At 67.7% G+C, this 16,840-nt stretch carries 12 protein-coding genes and 1 pseudogene; 6 read left to right on the plus strand and 7 right to left on the minus strand.

The window, feature by feature from the left end:
- Positions 1-764: 764 nt before the first annotated feature.
- The 3 genes from ACY0PA_RS42460 (at position 765) to ACY0PA_RS42470 (ending at position 2,203) form a co-directional block, all read left to right on the plus strand.
- Positions 765-1,007 carry an antitoxin MazE7 gene (locus tag ACY0PA_RS42460; protein ID WP_473082652.1) on the plus strand — a complete coding sequence of 81 codons (243 nt, stop codon included), beginning with the start codon at positions 765-767 and terminating at the stop codon, positions 1,005-1,007.
- A gap of 2 nt (positions 1,008-1,009) precedes the next feature.
- On the plus strand, positions 1,010-1,384 hold the full coding sequence (locus tag ACY0PA_RS42465) for a toxin Doc (RefSeq protein ID WP_473082653.1): 375 nt from the start codon (positions 1,010-1,012) through the stop codon (positions 1,382-1,384).
- Between the two features lie 291 nt (positions 1,385-1,675).
- Positions 1,676-2,203 carry a hypothetical protein gene (locus ACY0PA_RS42470; protein ID WP_473086638.1) on the plus strand — a complete coding sequence of 176 codons (528 nt, stop codon included), beginning with the start codon at positions 1,676-1,678 and terminating at the stop codon, positions 2,201-2,203.
- Positions 2,204-2,537: 334 nt separating this feature from the next.
- Here the strand turns inward: ACY0PA_RS42470 and ACY0PA_RS42475 are convergent.
- Both ACY0PA_RS42475 and ACY0PA_RS42480 read right to left on the minus strand, forming a co-directional pair.
- Positions 2,538-2,729: pseudogene (locus tag ACY0PA_RS42475) on the minus strand (histidine phosphatase family protein); the annotation flags it as partial.
- Positions 2,730-2,748: 19 nt separating this feature from the next.
- Positions 2,749-3,510, minus strand: coding sequence for an SDR family NAD(P)-dependent oxidoreductase (locus ACY0PA_RS42480; RefSeq protein ID WP_473082654.1), 762 nt, complete (start codon positions 3,508-3,510; stop codon positions 2,749-2,751).
- Positions 3,511-4,444: 934 nt separating this feature from the next.
- On the opposite strand from ACY0PA_RS42480, the gene ACY0PA_RS42485 reads away from it, so the two are divergent.
- Positions 4,445-4,858: a hypothetical protein gene (locus ACY0PA_RS42485; RefSeq protein ID WP_473082655.1), complete on the plus strand. Its 414-nt coding sequence runs from the start codon at positions 4,445-4,447 to the stop codon at positions 4,856-4,858.
- Here the strand turns inward: ACY0PA_RS42485 and ACY0PA_RS42490 are convergent.
- Positions 4,848-5,644 (minus strand): IS5 family transposase gene (locus tag ACY0PA_RS42490; protein ID WP_376692667.1). Its coding sequence is split into 2 segments (ribosomal slippage): positions 4,848-5,309 and positions 5,312-5,644, totalling 795 coding nucleotides; the frame shifts between segments, so codons are not numbered across the junction. The genes ACY0PA_RS42485 and ACY0PA_RS42490 overlap by 11 nt on opposite strands.
- Before the next feature lie 1,014 nt (positions 5,645-6,658).
- Between ACY0PA_RS42490 and ltrA the strand changes: the two genes are divergently transcribed.
- Positions 6,659-7,861: a group II intron reverse transcriptase/maturase gene (gene ltrA, locus ACY0PA_RS42495; protein ID WP_473086611.1), complete on the plus strand. Its 1,203-nt coding sequence runs from the start codon at positions 6,659-6,661 to the stop codon at positions 7,859-7,861.
- Positions 7,862-8,707: 846 nt separating this feature from the next.
- Here the strand turns inward: ltrA and ACY0PA_RS42500 are convergent.
- Positions 8,708-9,535 (minus strand): alpha/beta hydrolase, encoded by an 828-nt coding sequence (locus ACY0PA_RS42500; protein ID WP_473082656.1) that lies wholly within the window; start codon positions 9,533-9,535, stop codon positions 8,708-8,710.
- A 536-nt stretch (positions 9,536-10,071) separates the two neighbouring features.
- Here ACY0PA_RS42500 and ACY0PA_RS42505 point away from each other — a divergent pair.
- Positions 10,072-10,539, plus strand: a complete 468-nt coding sequence (locus tag ACY0PA_RS42505; RefSeq protein WP_473082657.1) for an RICIN domain-containing protein — start codon at positions 10,072-10,074, stop codon at positions 10,537-10,539.
- Between the two features lie 257 nt (positions 10,540-10,796).
- Here ACY0PA_RS42505 and ACY0PA_RS42510 read toward each other — a convergent pair whose 3' ends face one another.
- From ACY0PA_RS42510 to ACY0PA_RS42520, 3 genes are all read right to left on the minus strand, one after another.
- Positions 10,797-11,246 (minus strand): hypothetical protein, encoded by a 450-nt coding sequence (locus ACY0PA_RS42510; protein WP_473082658.1) that lies wholly within the window; start codon positions 11,244-11,246, stop codon positions 10,797-10,799.
- A 253-nt stretch (positions 11,247-11,499) separates the two neighbouring features.
- Entirely contained in the window at positions 11,500-12,864 is a 1,365-nt protein-coding gene (locus ACY0PA_RS42515) for a protein kinase domain-containing protein (protein ID WP_473082659.1), read from the minus strand.
- Positions 12,865-12,969: 105 nt separating this feature from the next.
- Positions 12,970-16,389 (minus strand): WD40 repeat domain-containing serine/threonine protein kinase, encoded by a 3,420-nt coding sequence (locus ACY0PA_RS42520; RefSeq protein ID WP_473082660.1) that lies wholly within the window; start codon positions 16,387-16,389, stop codon positions 12,970-12,972.
- Positions 16,390-16,840: the final 451 nt, after the last annotated feature.

Raw genomic sequence — 16,840 nt, forward strand, 5'->3', positions numbered from 1 at the left:
CGGATCTGACGGCCTGCCCATGCCTCGATGGCCTGGCCGAGCAGGGGGTCGACGGGCTTGCTGAACGAGGTGCCGGTCTTGTGGGTGGGCACGTCCAGCAGGCAGACAGCGTCGCGGGCGAGGACTTCGCCGGAGTCGCCGGGGATGGGCAGCCCGTCGTGCTGCCAGTGGATGCAGCCCAACCGGAGCCGGGCGATCTCGTCGCTGCGTTGACCTGCGAATAGCCAGGTCAGCGTGATGGCGCGGATCAGTTCGACCGGATAGGTGCGGCCGTCCGCGGTCGGCAGGTCGCTGGGCTCGACGTTCAGGCCGGCCCATAGCGGTTTGGCCCAGATATCATCGGCGATGACCCGCGGGTCCGGGCCCATCAGAGCGCGAACGCTCCGTGGCGTCCTCAGGGCGTGGGCGGGGTCGAACCGGCGCGGGATCCACTCCCCCCGACCGAGCCGGAGCGCACGGCGCCTGCCGCGCCGCCAGTCCTGCCCCAGCCCTCCCGCCCGCCACGGCCGACGTCCCCGCCGCCGCTGACACCGAGGCGTCGCCGCCGCGCGGGCCTTGTCGATTGGCTCGGACGCCGCAAGAAGCGCCGGAGCTGATCCGCCGGCCCGCCGCGCAGGTAGGGGGCTCTCGCGTGTGGCGGGCGCCTTGCCTCCAGTTGCAAGTGCCTTCGGAGGAGGCGGGGCACCGCCACGTGATTCGGCCCCAGGACCGCAGGAAGCTCTCTGAGGTATTCGCAAAGGTAGTCGCTAACGTATACTCGAGGTATGGGTGACACGACTGTCAAGATCGACACAGAGACCCGGGATCGGCTGGCGGCACTCGCTGCGGACCGCGGTCAGAGCATGCGCTCTTACCTCGCGGAGCTGGCCATTGAGCAGGAGAACCAGGTCAAGTTGGGGCGGGCCACGGCCTCCTTCCGGGATGTGGTGTCGCAGCCGGGCATCGCGGAGGCGTTCGACCGTGACTTCGGCGGACTCGCGGCGAGCACGGCGCGGCAGGCGGCCTGACCTTGGACTTGACGATCGACGTCCGGTGGCTGCTGGACCGCCAGGAGGAATTGCTCGGCAAGGACCTGGCCGTGCTCGACTACTCGGCTCTGGTGGCCGCCGTGGCCCGCCACCGGGTCAACACTCCTCAGCTGGAGGAGAGTTCTCCCGATGCGTACTGGCGGGCGGCAGCGCTGCTGGAGCAGATCGTGCTGTTGCGCCCGCTGCCGGCGCGCAACGAGTACTTCGGCTATGGCGTCGCCATCGCCTACATCGAGGCATCCGGTGAAACGGTCGACCGGTCCTACGAGCCGTGGCGGGATCTCATCACGGACATCCGGGCCCTGCGGCTCACCGTCTACGACATCGCCGAACGCTTTCGTTCCTGGCGGACCTGACCGCTGCACCACCTACGACGCGAGAAGTGAAGGGGCATGGTCGCGATGGACTTCGTGAGCGGCCGCCCGCGGCGCGGGGAAGGTTCTCCACTTCACCGCCACTCAGGGAGATGCGCCGCGCATCATCGAGCAGATCGGCACGGGCCAGGCCTGGCCATCGTCAGCGCTTTCGCGGAGATGCAAGGACTCGCCGGTACCCCGGACGCCGTGCTATCCCTACGGCCGGAGCTGTACCCGGACATCGGCATCGCGCCCCTCGACCCCACCGAGTAGCCCAGGAGCCTCCACCTCATGCAGGGCGCTGACTCACGGTACGGCCGTAATGCCGACGCGCCGGTCGACCCTGAACTCCCCGATGACATGCGGAAGTTCCTGGCCAAGGCGTCGCCGGACGACCTTGCGTACTTCGGTAACCCCGACAGGACGAGCCCGTCCTTCGCGTCGCTCATCGTTTCCTACCTGGTGCGCTTCGGCCTGCCGCTGGGCGCGTCGATCGCGTCCCGCTTGTACTCGTCGGAATACCGCTTCGTGTACTTGCTTCCCACCTGGCACTACTTCCCCTGGAACCGCTTAGATCCCAGTCTCCAGGTGTCCACGATCAAGGGGAAGCTTCAGTTGATGGGGCAGGTCGGTCAGTTGCTGGGGAGTCTGTCCGCGTCGGTGCATGGGGAGGTCCTGGTCGGCGCTGCCGATGCCGACAGGGCGGGGGTGTGCGGCCACGGTAAGCGCGGCGAGCTGAACGGCGCCGGGCAGCATCGCAGGGGCGAACCGGGCAAGGCCCGGTGCGCGGCCCGGGTGTGCTGCGGGCGGCCCGGCTGAGCCTGCATTGCTGCGTCAGGCAGGCGCGCCTGCCCCTGGGTGCTGTATGCCGCGGCAGCCGCGTGCCGCGCAGCAGCCCGTGGGCCAGGCCTACTTGTGCGTGGCTGTCCGTGCGCAGGGCGCACTGCAAGGCCAGCAGTCGGGCGGCGGGGGAGCAGAACCGAGGGAGCGCGGTGGCCGGATAGGCGAGCAATTTCCGTACCCGGTGCCCGGTATACCCGTGCCTGTGTGTCGGCGCGCGCGGAGACACGATCTTGTGAGGGCCGGGCGGGTGGGGACGGGATTGGTTGCCGCGCAAGTGGTGCGTGCTTCGGATACCTCCCTTGGCCGTTTGCAGGGTGCGTTGTAGATCCGATGAGAACAGTTCCACTTCGGCGTCGTGCAGGATCTGGGCCCGCAGTGCCTGGGCGATGGAGACCGCTGCGCGGATGCCGGCGAGTGTCAGTTGCGAGTCATGCCATCCGGCGACGTCTTTCTCGACGTGGTGCGTCGCCTCAAGATGGGTGACGACGTAAAGAGTGCGCATGAGCGCGTGCCCTCCATCGTCAGGTACGCAGGTGGGATGCGCCGTTGAGGTCCACGATGGTTCCCGATGCCCACATTGCCGCGGGTGAGGCCAGAAAGTGCACGGTGGCGGCGATCTCGTCTGGTGTGCCGACTCTGCCGAAGGGGCTCTGTGCGCGCAGGTGTTCGCCCTCTGGCCCTGCCAGTTTGGCTGCCTGGCGTTCGGTGGCCACGAACCCGGGTGCGACGGAGGTGACCGCGATGTTGTGCGGCGCCAGTGCAACGGCCAGTGATTGGCCCAGTGCGTGCAGGGCGGCTTTGGTCGTCGCGTAGGCCTGGAAGTCCGGCTCTCCCCGGAACGCGCCGCGGGAGCCGACATTGATGATCGCGCCCCCTGCCCCACGGTCGATCAGGTGCCGGGCAACGGCCCAGCACAGGTCGGCCGGGGCGAGCAGGTTCACGTCGACCATGCGCCGCCACACGCTCTGCCAGTCCGCGATCGGGGTGTCGGCGACCGGGTGGCGGTTCGCTTCCGTCGGCGCCACACCGGCATTGTTGACCAGGACGTCCACCGATCCCAGGGCGGCGACCGCCTGAGCAACGAGCTGTTCGGCGGCGTCCGGCTCGCCGAGGTCGGCCTGCAGCAGCACGTGTTTCTCGCCGGGCAGTTGCCGCAGGGTCTCCTCGGCATCCGCGCGGTTGCCCGCGTACTGCACCGCAACCCGGTCACCGCCATGAGCGAACGCCAGCGCGACGGCCCGGCCGATGCCCCGCGAGCCGCCGGTCACCAGGACGGCCCTCATCGGGCGACCGCCGTGCAGGCACCGCGCAGGGGCACCGCGGGCCCGTTGGCTTTGAAGTCGGACAGTGAACTCGCGGTTCGCGGTCGGCGCGCGAGGCCGTGGCAGCGCTGCCCGTGAGGCGGCATACGGCGGCAGATAGGCGCGGCCGATGGGGCAAGGGGACGGTGCGGCATGGGGAATCTCCTGGTCGGCGAACCTGAATCCATGGACAGCTGCTCCTGTGCGACGAAGCGTTGCACCAGGGGCGATCGGGTCATAGCGTGCGCCGTGCCCGTGTACAGCTTGCCCCCTGCCCTGCGCGTCTGTGGCAGTGAGCCCGGGGCAATGACAGCAGTTGCCAGTGTCCCTGAGCTCTGGTTCCGAGGCCGGGGACGGGGGAGTATCCGGTACCGGCCTCGTTCGCAGCGGGCGAACGTGCCGTCAACGGGTTGCGGCCGTGGCCGGTGCCCTGCGGGCGTACTCGTCCATGAGCTCGGTTAGTCGGAAAACATGGGATAACAGATGACCCCAGTAGGAAACTTCTGGTCACCAAAACCGCCCTCATGCTCTTTGCGGAGAGGCCCGGGGTCTGGCGCGGTGGAGAGGGAGCCGGCAGAGACTTCCTCAGTGGTCGTCCCGTTCGGAGGGCGGCCCGTACTGCGTGATGAGGTCGCAGTTGCAGGAGCCGCCCTCGTACACCGTCTTGTCGCACGCGCCATGGTGGTGCCGCACCGGAGGATTCGGCGGCGGCACGGGCTGTACGGAGCAGCCCTTCGTCGACTGGGCTGGGACGTTCTGGGCGGCTGGCGCCGTCGATGTCCTCAAACGCGCGGGCGAGCAGCCGGTCGGTGTCCGCCAAGTCGGGTTGCCGGACCAAGCGGCAAGCTCATTGGCGGTGGCATAGGTGATGCTCAAATGATTCCTCCAGTGCTCTCGACCCTGCTTCAATTCGCCCATGAATCAGATTTTGTTGCTCATCGGACCGTTGACCTGTGGTGCATTGCTTGCTGCCCTGAGCCTCAACCGGCAGCAACGCAAGATCACCAGTCACCTCATCGACGGACGGCGCATCAAGGTCTTCTGTGTCCTGAAAGACCCCCAAGCGCCCAGATGGACACGCGGGCACTTCGTGATCGAGTCCGGGGCCTGGTCCTGGGAGCCTGGTTCGCGACATGAGAATCCGTTGATGTTGCCTACTGACCTGGAAGTGGTACGCGTACGGAAGCCGGCGCTTGGGGAGAGCGCACGTCTCAATCACCGCTTCTTTGTTATGGAATGCACATCGCCCCAAGGCGAGGTGCTTGTCGCGGCACTGCACGGTCAGGTCGAGCACGTGTTCATGGCTCTAAGAGATCATCTCAATTGGTGAGTCTGCGGTAGCAGATGAGGGTGCAGGCGATGCTGGTGAAGGCCAGGAAGTGGATGGCCTGCCGCTCGTAGCGACGGTGGAGACGTCGGCAGCCGGCGAGCCAGGCCATGGTGCGTTCGATGGTCCACCGGTGGCGCCCCAGCTTCTGTGACGTCTCAACTCCCTTGCGGGCGATGCGCGGTGTTATGTGGCGTAGGCGGAGCCATTGCCGCAGGTGACGGTTGTCGTAGGCTTTGTCGGCGTGAAGCTTGGCGGGGCGCCGACGGCGTGGACCGCGCCGGGATCTGATCGGTGGGATGCCGCGCACGAGCGGTTCGAGGGCCTGGCTGTCATGAAGGTTGGCGCCGGAGATGCCGACGGAAAGCGGCAGTCCGGTCCGCTCGGTGATCAAGTGGATCTTCGAGCCGTACTTGCCCCGATCTACAGGATTCGGACCCGTCAGGTCCCCTTTTTCAGGGCCCGCATGTTCACCGAGTCGATTGCGCATCGTGACCAGTCCAGCTCGCCTCGAGCCCCCAGCTCATCCAGGACCAGACGATGCAGTTTCGCCCAGACCCGTTGTCGGCTCCACTCCATGAACCGGCGGTGAGCCGTGGCCCCCGATGGCCCGAACACGGGCGGGACCTGCGACCACGTGCACCCGGTCGTGGCCACGAAGACAATCGCCGCCAACACCTCACGGTCCCCATGACGGCGCCGGCCACCACCCTGCGGCCGAGTCGGCGCCTCCGGCACCACCCGCTGGAACAACTCCCACAGCCCATCTGGGACCAGACGCTCAGTCAGCAACACAGCACCAGACTACCGGCATCACCAATTGAGATGATCTCTAACCCACCGCTGATGCCACTACCCGCCCCTATCTCGTGGTGTGTTCGATGCGAGCTGCGGTGACCGTCTCCTGCGGGCGCACCGACAGACAGACTCATTCACAGCGGCCGTTCTCTTGCACTTCGTGACTCGACATCTCGAAGCGTGGAGAACGGCCGCCTCCACTGTCCCGGAAAGAACCACAGATCAGCAGGTCGGGTGACCTGCGACGTTAAACGCCAAGCGTACGTCCAGCAGTCCGGGCGTCTTCCCAGTTCAGAAGGGGTGTGAACGATGTAACCGGACGTCAAGTTCAGGGTAGCCAGCCGGTGCAAGTCCGGTCTGGGGAAACGCCAGGGTCCCCGGTAGCTGACTCCCGGCGTCGCTCGAAATGGTGGCGTCGAAGTGGAGTGACAAGCGCCCCTCGGGGGCGTGCAACCGACCAGTCCGCAACATGAAGTGAAGCCTGCAGCGTCGTCATTTAACCCCCGCCCGCGGGCGGGCCAAGGAGGAGCCGAGCCTGTGCTTGATTGGCGAAGGCCACGGAAGACGATCTCGGACCTGGAGCGGTCGTCGAAGAACCTCCCGGCGTAAGGGGCGTGGAATGGTCGGAAGGTTGCCCTGGGAACTGGAGAGAGCCTCCTCGGCCCCGGGTATTGCGGCCCGGGAAGCGTGGCCTTCCTATAACCGGAAGAACCGGGAAATGGCGGGTTGCCGAGAGGCAGTCGGAGGGGGTCGTAGTAGTGACGATCGGCGGGACAACACAACCCGCTGGGAGCGAAGGGCCCCTGCTTCATCGATGCGATTCGAAAACAGGGAGGGACCCGGATGAGTGCCGTTTCGGCTAGTTCCATCCGCCGGGAGGAAAGCGTCGCAGGACCGGGCCGCCGTCCTCTGGACAAGGTCCGAGCTCTGCAACGGACGCTTTACCGCTGTGCCAAGCTAGAACCCGAACGCCGGTTTCACGCCCTGTATGGCCATGTCCACCGCATGGACGTCCTTCGGCGGGCGTGGGTCGGTGTGTGCGCAAACCGGGGTGCCCCCGGCGTGGACGGCATGACCGTCGACGCGGTGGAGACCTCGGGAGTGGATGCATTCCTCCAGGACCTTTCGCAGAGACTGCGGGCGCATACGTATCGTCCGGCAGTACTGCGACGAGTCCAGATTCCCAAACCCGGGCGGCCGGGGGAGTTCCGGCCGCTATCGATCCCCACCGTGGCGGACCGTGTGGTGATGGCGGCTGCGAAATTGGTCCTTGAACCAGTATTCGAGGCCCAGTTCACCGAGGCGAGCTACGGATTCCGGCCGAAGCGGTCCGCGATCGACGCATGCGAAGCCGTGCGCGTCGCCGCGAACCAGCGGCGGGAGTGGGTGCTCGAGGCCGATATCCGCGACTGCTTCGGCACGATCGACCATGAGGCGCTGATGGCCCAAGTGGCACGGCGTGTGGTGGACCGGCCGATGCTGAAGCTGATCCGGGCCTGGCTGCGGATGGGAGTCCTGGAGGGCGGGGTGACCTCGCCTACCGGGGCAGGAACCCCTCAGGGCTCACCGATTTCCCCATTGCTGGCAAATATCGCGCTGCACGTTCTCGACGAGGCGTGGCAGAACGAAGGATGCCGACTGGGGGTGCTGGTGAGATACTGCGATGATTTCGTAGTCCTGTCGCCGACGGAGCAACGGGCCGAACAGGCCCGTGAATTGGCGGCACGAGTGCTGGAGCAGCTCGGGATGCGATTGCATCCCGAGAAGACCGGCATCGTCCGCCTCACCCGAGGTGGGCAGGGCTTCGACTTTCTCGGCTTCCACCACCGGAAGATGGAATCGTGGAAATGGCGGGGCAGGTACTACTTGCAACGCTGGCCCTCGGCCAGGGCGATGCGGGTACTGCGGGACAAAGTCCGTGCGGCGACCGCTCGTTCGAAGACTGAGCGGCCGGTATCCGCCGTGGTCGCCGATCTCAACCCGGTCCTGCGGGGCTGGGCGGCGTACTTCCGTAACGGGAACTCCGGACGGAAGTTCAACGTGGTCGACGGCTATGTCCACGAACGTCTGGCGATCTTCGCCAGCGCGAAACACAGACTTGCGGGCAGGAACTGGACCACCCGATTTACTTATGGGTGGATCACCCGGCTCGGTGTCTACCGCCTTACCGGAAACGTGCACAGGGCAACGGTGCATGCCAGCCGGTGAACGATGTCGGAAAGCCGTGTGCGGGAGAACTGCATGCACGGTTTGAAGCGGCGGGGACTGGAAACGGAGCATCAGCCACCGCGCCAGTCCCCGACCCTACTAAGTCCGAGCAGTCTCAAAGATCTCTGGACACCCGTCCGGGGTTGTCCGACGCCACGTCGCTCCGGGTGAGACGGTTCCCCTCTTTTGGGGACTTCGCGGAATCCGGCGAGCAGTCGCTGCCTGTTTTCGGATCTCCTCGACCAGGGTCTCCTCCGCGGCCTGCCGCTCGGCCCGAGCACCAGCGCCTGCGAACCGCCGGAGTAGCCCGACCGGGAGTCTTCCAGCGCCCGGCATATCCGCTTGATGCCGAACCCTCGGCGTGGACGGAGATGAAGTCCCAAGCGGCGGTCTTCACTTCCTCTCCCGGGCGAAACAGTTGGCAGCCGGTCCCCGGGACCGAACCGGCCCCTCGGCCTGGACGGTGAAGTGCACGATGCAGCGGGCGAGGCGGGACCACTCGCTTATCGCCACGAGGAAGACGGAACTCGTCCAAGGAGCCGGCAGTGACGTCGTCGGTGTCGTCGGACAGCGCGGTCACCGGGGAGACGATCCTCTCTGCGGCCGAGACCAGCAGCGTTGTAGGGGTGGATCTCGACGCGAGCTTGGCGACGCTGGCATTGCGCACCCGTCGCTGGGGCCGCACGCGGCGGCGAGGTCGATCGGCTGCAGGTGGCCGACCGGACCACTGCCGTTGAAACAGCCCCGCTGCCCCACACCGCGCTACAGGAAGCCGTGCCGCGTAGCGGCACAGCAACCCGTGGGACGGCCAGAATCCTCGCGCGTCAGCCCAAGGAGCATGTCAAGTCATTTCACCGCCGCGATCGCCGACTGAATGACCTTGCTCACGGCAGCCGGATCGGACACCAGGGTCAGATGCGAACCGCCTGGGTAAACAGTCACTTTCGCCCCCGCGCGACGCGCCATCTTCTTCTCCGACTCCGGTGTGATGATCTGGTCCCCGCTGCTGATGAAGTACCAGGAGGGGATCGTCTTCCATGCCGCAGCCTTGGAGGGGGTGGTGAAGGCCACTGTGCTGGCAGCCCGCTGGGTGGCCCACAGGTTGATCGCCTGGTCACGTGGCACGCTGCTGGCAAACTTCGTGACGAATACGTCCTTCTTGAGATAGAGGTTGGACGCCTTGGCGGGGGCGTCCGCGTACGACACGGCGTCGTACAGCTTGGACGGCGGCCCCGACAGTGCGGACGTCGAGCCGCTGAGCTGGCCCGTCGTCTCCCCGACCGCCGGAGCGGCCGCGTCGACGTATACGAGTGCCTTTACGTTGCTCACTCCTGCCGCGGCGTTCGTGATCACCGACCCGCCATAGGAGTGCCCCACCAGCACGATCGGCCCCGAGACGCTCTTGAGGAAGTCCTTGACCGTGCGCGCGTCGGTCGTCAGATTCTGCAACGGGTTCCCGATGGCACGCACTTTGTAGCCCGCGCGGCGCAGGATGTCGACCTCGCCGTCCCAACTCGACGTCCCCGCCCAGGCTCCGTGCACCAATACCACTGTGGGCTTCGTCTGCGCATTGTCCGCTGCTTTGGCAGCCGGATACCTGACTGTCGTGGCGGCGCCCGGAGGGGACGCCACGACCATGGTTGCAACAGTGACCGTGGCCACCGCCAGAGTCATCGGGATGAGCCGCCGCCGTGTAGTGGACGCCTTCATCAGAAGCCTCCTTGCTACCGCTTCACCGGGGAACGCGTCCTCAAGAGGATGAAGGGCCAGCGCACATATCGGAGGCGAACCGCGCTTCAGCCAACGACACGTCCCGAACCGTTCTCCCGACGTTAGCGCCAGGCCGCTGCATCGGCACCCGGAGCCGTGGTGCCCATCCTGTCGGCGCAGATCCGCCATGGTCACAGCGCCAGCGAAGGCTGCCCCCGCCCAACCGGTGTGCCCCAGGCACCGGTAGTGCAAGGCGTTGGTGGTCACTTTCCATGGATGTCGCGGTCCAGGGAAACGGAACGGCAGCGATGCCGTCACCGCGCCCTGGGCCGACCGCACAGGGACAGTTCACACACGAAGAGGTGACTCCGGCATGGCGTGGTGCAGCGGATCCTGTGTGCCTATGCGCGATGTCGGGGCTGGGGTGGCAGCTGGCTGCTAGTCTCCTGGCCCCGCAGATCTCAAATCGCACCCGGCCTGACCCGCCGGGCCGAGGGGGAATGATGTTGTTGAGAAGGCTGGCCACGCTGGGGGCCGTCATCGGGCTCGCGGTGGGCTTGGGCAGCACGCCGGCGAGCGCAGCGCCGGGGATCAGTACCTTCGAGAACAAGGCTGCCCCGGCCCGGAACTGCCTGGACTTCAGGGCCGACTACGGCCCCTATGTCTTCGGGTGCAACTTCACCAGCTATCAAAAGTGGTACTGGAACGACGAGTTCGAGTACACGGCGCTTCGGCAGAAGGCGACGGGGCTGTGCCTCGTGTCGCGCAACGGTCAGGCGACCATGAAGCCCTGTTCCGCGGCAGACGATGCGGCCTTGTGGACGATCACCCCGAATGAGGTGGATGGCGCCGCGATCAGGAACGCTGTGAGCCACAAGTGCCTCGCTCGGATGGCGAACGACCGCGTCAACACCACCACGTGCACCGGGGGTAAGTCCCAGCGCTGGCAGATCGGGTGGATCGCCTAGCGGGCAGCAGTGACCAGGACGTGCCGGGGTGGCTCCTGGGGCGCCGGTGGCAAAGCTGGGAGGCTCGCCGAATCCATGCTCTGGCGGCGGGCCGCCCCTGGTAGAGTTTTCGCCAGACTGCTGGGAACCGCCATGTGACGTCACATGGTCTGGCCTGGGCAAAGGGTTCTATGCAGGGGTGGTCTACGGGGATGTCACATCGCGTCACATGCCACTCACCACGCCTTCAGCCTTTGCAGGGGGATGGTAGGGCACGCTCAGCTTTCCGTTGGCGCCCCGGCCGCGGAGCGGCGGCGGGTCACAGTCCCAAGGCGCCGGTGGAGACCTGGCGGCCTGGGTGGGGAGGTCATCCAGGCATTGACTGCTGTCACGAACCGTTCGGTGAGGTCTTCCTGTTCGGCCTCCGCCTGCTGGCGCTGCTGACGCTGGGCCTTCCGATCCCGGCGTTGTCGGCCGGTGGTGAGGGCTGAGCGTACGTCGGTGCCCTGTCTCTCCCAGTACTGGATGTCGGGTTCGAGCTCCTCAAGGCCCTGCTCATCCTTGCCGTGCTCAAACGCCTCGTTCTGCTCGCGCTGGACCTCCAGTACGAAGTCCCACGCCTCCTGGCACTCGGTTCGTCCTGTGTGGTTGGCGGGGTGCCCCTTCTCGTCGGCGGCGTCTTCCCGGAGCCGCACCAGAGCAGCCTCGTCCGCAGTCGGCGACGGCAAAGGATCAAGGCTCAGGACCAGCAGCGCGGAATCCTGGAGTCGCACTGCGACGCCCAACGGTGTGTCATGGGGTACCGACGCGCCCGCGTCCCGGGAGAAACGAGGCGAAAAGTGGGAACGGGATGCGGATCCAGGTGAGCAGCAGGTCGAGCGCGAGGAGCACGCAGATGCCCGAGCGTGGATGAGGTGCCCCTTTTTTATCGCCACGGTCGCCGGCCGGGTTCTCCCGCGTAACTGCCGCAGTCAGGGCTCACTACCCCGCCCGCTCCAGCGCCCCGCGCAGCTCCGCCGCGCTCGAGCAGCCGATCTCGGGGTGCTCCCGCAGCGCCGTGTCGATGACCTCCGCGAGACGTCGTGGGATGGCCGGGTCGCGGCGGCGGATCGGGATCGCCGGCTCCTGCAGGACGACTTGCCAGGGGTCCTTGGCGCGCGGGAACTCGCGCGGGGTCCTTCCGGTCAGGGTGTGGTAGAAACAGGCGGCCAGTGCCCAGACGTCCACGGCGGGGGTGGCCTTGCGGAAGTCGATGACCTGTTGGCGCGCCATGAACATCGGTTTGCCTGCCGTTGTGCCGGTGCGTGTCAGTCCGCTCAGGCCCGCCTGGTCAAAGGCCTTTCCGATTCCGAAGTCCGCGATCTTCGCCGTCGTTGCGCCGTCGGTCTCCCGGTGCAGAAGGATGTTGGAGGGGCTCAGATCGCGGTGGACGATGCCCTGTGCGTGCGCGTGTTCCAGGCCCTTGAGCGCCTGCACCGCGATGGGCACCGCTTCCTCGACCGGGAGTCGCCCGCCGCGTTCGGCTACGAGCCGGTCCAGGCTGCCGCCGGTGCAGAACTCGGTTGTCAGATAGAAGGTTCCGTTCGCGAAGCCCGCGTCGTGCAGCGTGGCGATGTGCGGATGCTTCAGTGCCCGGGTGAGCGCCACCTCGCGCAGGAACCGGGCGCGCGCCGTCTCGTTCGCCGCCACCTTCGGCAGCATCACCTTCAGCGCCACCTCGACGCCGGTGGCCTCGTGCCGGGCCAGGTAGACCGCGCCCATGCCGCCACGGCCGAGCTCCCGGATCACCGAGTAGCCGCGGATGGCCTTGAGGTCGGCGCGTCCGCCGTGCGCCATGTCGAGCAGCAGCTTGAGCACGGCGTCGGGCCGGGCCTGACAGGCGGCGCACAACACCTCGCCGGGGCAACCGCCCGCCTCGTCGCCCAGCTCGCGCTCGCACTTGGCACAGCGTGCGAGCCTCAGCGTGGCAACCTGCGGCCGCGTGATGTGGACGCGGAACACGGTGTCACCGAGGCGGATCTGGTCGCCGTCCTTGAGGTCGTGCTCGGGGTAGGAATCCACGACGGCCTCTTCGGGGGTGAGGCCCGGGCGCCGCTGTCCGATCTTCTCGCCGTTGACGTACGTGCCGTTGAGGCTGCCGAAGTCGCGGATGCGGATGTCCGGCGGGTTGATGTCGAGCAGGCAGTGGTGGCGGGAGACGGTCCTGTGGTCGGGGTCGTCGGGAAGTTGGGGCGAACAGTCGGTGGAGCGGCCGAGGACGCAGGTGGTGCGCTCCTCGAAGACGTACGCGCTGGGCTTCACCCGGCCCTTGACGAGGGTGAGCGTGATGGTGGCCGAGGGCGTCACAGATGATCGTCTCCTTGTGTGGGGGAGGACGAGGGCTTCGGAGGGATGAGACGGTGAACGTGAGCGTCCTGTCTGCTGCGTGGGACAGGACGCGTCCCGCTCCGCTCAGTCGGCCGCCAGCTCCCAGTCGAGGTCCCAGAGCCGGATGCCGTCGTCTCCCGCTGAGACCAAGTTGCGCAGGTCGGGGGTGAGTTCGAGGTGCCGGATATATTGTCGGTGCCCTTCGAGCACGTGCAGGCATCGGCCGGTGGCGACCTCCCACATCCGTATGTCGCGGCCGGCTGAGAAGGCGAACCGGGCGTCGGGTGTGAACCGCACGGCGGAGACCCAGCCCTCGTGCCCCGCGAACTCGCGTACGGAGCGTTCGGCACCGGCGTCCCACAGCCGGATCGGTTCGTCCTTGGCGCCCGAGGACATGACCTGGTGTGTGGACATGGCCAGTCGGCCGTCGGCGCTCAGGCACGCCGACAGGATCGGTTCCCGAGGGCCGGTCCAGGTCCGCAGGCAGGCTCCGGTGTCGAGATCCCGCAGCCGGACCACGCCGTTGCTGTCGCCGACCGCCGCGAGCCGTCCGTCCGCGGACGTGGAGATCACGTTGACCGGGCCGTTCTGGCTGATCGTTGCGACGCAGCGGTCGTCGTCCAGGTCCCATCGGCGAAGGACACCGTCGCCGCCGCCGAGCCAGGCGTACCTTCCGTCGCCGGTGAACCTGATGGTCCGCCTCATGTCCCAGTCCGGAGTCAGCCGACGGCACTCGCCGTCTGCTAGTCGCCGCCGAATGATCGCGAGCGGCTTGGTGCCCTCGCACAGGACGTACTGGCCGTCGTCGCTCAACGCCACCCCGCCCACCCTGCCCGGGTGATCGTCGAGGACGAGCGTGCACGCGCCACTGTCCAGATCCCAGATCCGTACGGTGCCGTCGCTCTGCCCGCTGACGGCGAGCCGGACACCCGCGGCGACACCGAACGCCGTGATGGCGCCGAAGGAGAGGTGGCCGGCGTCCAGTGGCCGCGACCAGGCGGAGCGCAGCCGTATGTGGCGCGTCGAGCGGCCCAGATCGTGCCAGGCGGCCAGGAGCTGGGGCGCGCGCTCGTATCCTGGTATCTCTCGTGCGCGGGTCAGCAGGCCGAGGGCTGACCGGTGTCGGCCGTTCGACATCGCTTGGCGTGCGTCGGCGAGGAGTTCCTCGGCCAGTTCGCCGAGCCGGTTGACCTCCGCGTACTCGCGCGGCTTGATCACGTGCGGCTCGGCGGCGTATTCGGTCTCGGGCAACCGCCAATGATGCATGGGCAGTTCGGGATGGCCGCCGACGGAGCAGCCGAAACGGTCGTCGCTGTCCGGGAATCCGACGTGGTGCATTCCGTACGCGTGGGCGGTGAAGGTCCGCAGGCACCGGCCGCTGCCCAGCTCCCAGATCTGAACGGTGTGATCGCCGGTCGTTCCGGACATCAGCAGCCGCCCACTGTCGCCGAAGGCCAGGTGACCGGCCGCGGCGGTCAGCCCCGTCAATGTACGTAACGTACGGACCTGCCGACCGTCCCCCACATCCCACAACCGGATCACCCGGTCCTTGCCGGCCACCGCTACCATCCGCCCGTCGGGACTGAAGCACAGCGCATGCGTCGCCGAGCCGGTTGCCAGCATCCGGCACTGGCCATCGGCCACGCTCCACAGCCGCGCCCCGTCCTCCTCGGCGGTGAGCACATGGCGCCCGTCGGCGCTCACCTCGTACTGCGAGCCGTCCAGGGCGCCGTCCTTGAGTGCTGCCCCGAGCGACCACCGGCAGGTCCCGGTTCGCGGTTCCCAGACCTGGACGCGCCCGTCCACGCCCTGCCACACACCGACGCGCCCGTCGGCACTCAACCTGACCGGGCACCCCGTGGCGCGTGCGGCGGAGCGGATGACGCGGGTACACCTGCCCGCCCTGAGATCCCAGAACTGCACCGTGCCGTCGCGGCTCGTGGACAGTGCGTACGAGCCGTCAGGGGTGAGGTCGACGCCGAGCACCTGCGTGCGGTGGCCCTTGACCGCCAACCGCTGTGCGCGGGTCGCCGTGTCCCACAGCCGGAGCACGCCGTCCCAGTGGCCGCTCAGCGCGAGGCGTGCGTCGGGAGTGAACCGGATCGGCAGGTAGCCCATCACCTTGTGCCGGGCCAGCAGTTTCACCGGCGCGAACGGCACCGCGAACGGTTCGCGAAACTCGCGGGTGCCGGTGTGGCGGGCATCGGCCACGGTTCCTGAGGCCGCCACCCGCAGCGCCGCCCGTACGTCGGTGTCGTCAGGCCGTTCGCGCGCGAGGGCGTCGAGCAGGTCGCGTGCCGCCGCGAGGTCGCCGCGTTCGAGGTGGACCCGGGCCAGAAACAGCTGCAGCTGCCAGGAGGACGCGCCGGACCCGCGCGGGATCGCCTCCAACCGGGCGACGAGTTCCCCATCGGTGATCGCCCCCGTACGCCACCGGAACAGGCCACCGTTGTACACGGCCCCGACGTGGTGCGGGTCGACCGCGAGCGCCTGGCCGAAGGCCTGCTCGGCGTCGGCGGCCCGGTCCAGGTCGAGGAGCGACAGGCCACGGTTGTTGAGCTCGTCGGCGCGCAGATCGGCGGCCTGCGGCGTGGGACGAGGATACACCGAGCCGGTCGCCTGCTCGTAGATCCCGGTCAGTACATCCGCGATGTCCGCCATCGAGGCCGGCCGGTGGGCTGGGTGCTGCCGCAGGCAGCGCCGGAGCAGGTGGGCGACTTCCGGCGGCGCCGCGACCGGATTCGAGGGGTCGGCCAGGTATTCCTCCAGCGCGAGACCCGCTACCGAACCAGCCGCCCAGTGCACACCGCCGGTGAACATCTCCAGGACCGAGACCGCGAAACTGTACACATCGCTGCGCCGCCCGACCGGCTCGCCCGCGAGCTGCTCAGGGGACGCGTAGCCGACCGTCATGCCGCCGGATGGCACCAACGCGCTGACACCCGGCCCCAGTTGGAGGTCAGTCGGGGCCGTGGCGGCCTTGGACCGGGCGAGACCGAAGTCGGTGATCTTCGCGGCCCCCGTGCCGTCGAGCAGAATGTTGGCCGGCTTCACGTCCTGGTGCACCAGGTCTCTGCGATGGGCGTGCTCGAGCCCACGGGCCGCTTGGACTGCCGTGTCGAGCACACGGGCGAGGGCCTGCCGCTCATCCCCGGCGTAGATCCGCCCGTCGCCGATCCACTCGGCCAGGCTGCCGCCGTCGACGTACTCGGCGAACACGCGGGGGACACCGTCGATCACCCGTACGTAATGGCAGGCGCAGACGTTCGGATGGAGTCCGAGGGACACCCACGCCTCGGCCTCCCTGACGAACAGGTCCTGATCGCCGGGGCTGCGGAACAGTTCGGGCCGCGAACTCTTCACCGCCATGTCGATGCCCCAGGCGAGATGCCGTACCCGGTGCACGACGCCCATCCCGCCCCGGCCGAGCTCGCCGATCACCCGGTACCGGCCGTCGACGGTCTCGCCGGTCGCCCAAACGGCCGACGACGTAGGTGCGTTCACTGCGATTCCCCCCTCGTGCTGGCGGCAGAGTCGCTGTCCTGGAAGGCCTGGACGCTCAAGACCCCGTCGTCAGAATTGAACGAGGATCAGTATGTGACGCCGTCGATCCTGGTGTCGATGTTTCAGGCTCGCCGCGGGGGGGGGGGGCGTGCCGTTCAGTCCTTCGCCGAGATGCCTCACAGCGGGGAGGCCACCGTGCCCCGCGCACGCGACGCGGCTGGGAGGCACCTTGTCGGTGTCTCCCAGCCACGAGGTCGAGTCGGTGGAGATCGAGAAGGGATTGTTCACGCAGCCGTGACAGCAGGGCGGCGTTGTTCAGTCGGTGTGTCCGGGTTGATGGGGCTTCAGGAGCAGGGGCAGGACTGTGAGGAGGTCGCCGGGGGGCCAAGCCAGCCGGCGATCTGAGCAGAACGACACACAGGTTCGTCCAAGGCCCCGTCCGAGAATCCGC

This window comes from Streptomyces sp. DS1-CR2, from assembly GCF_055760475.1.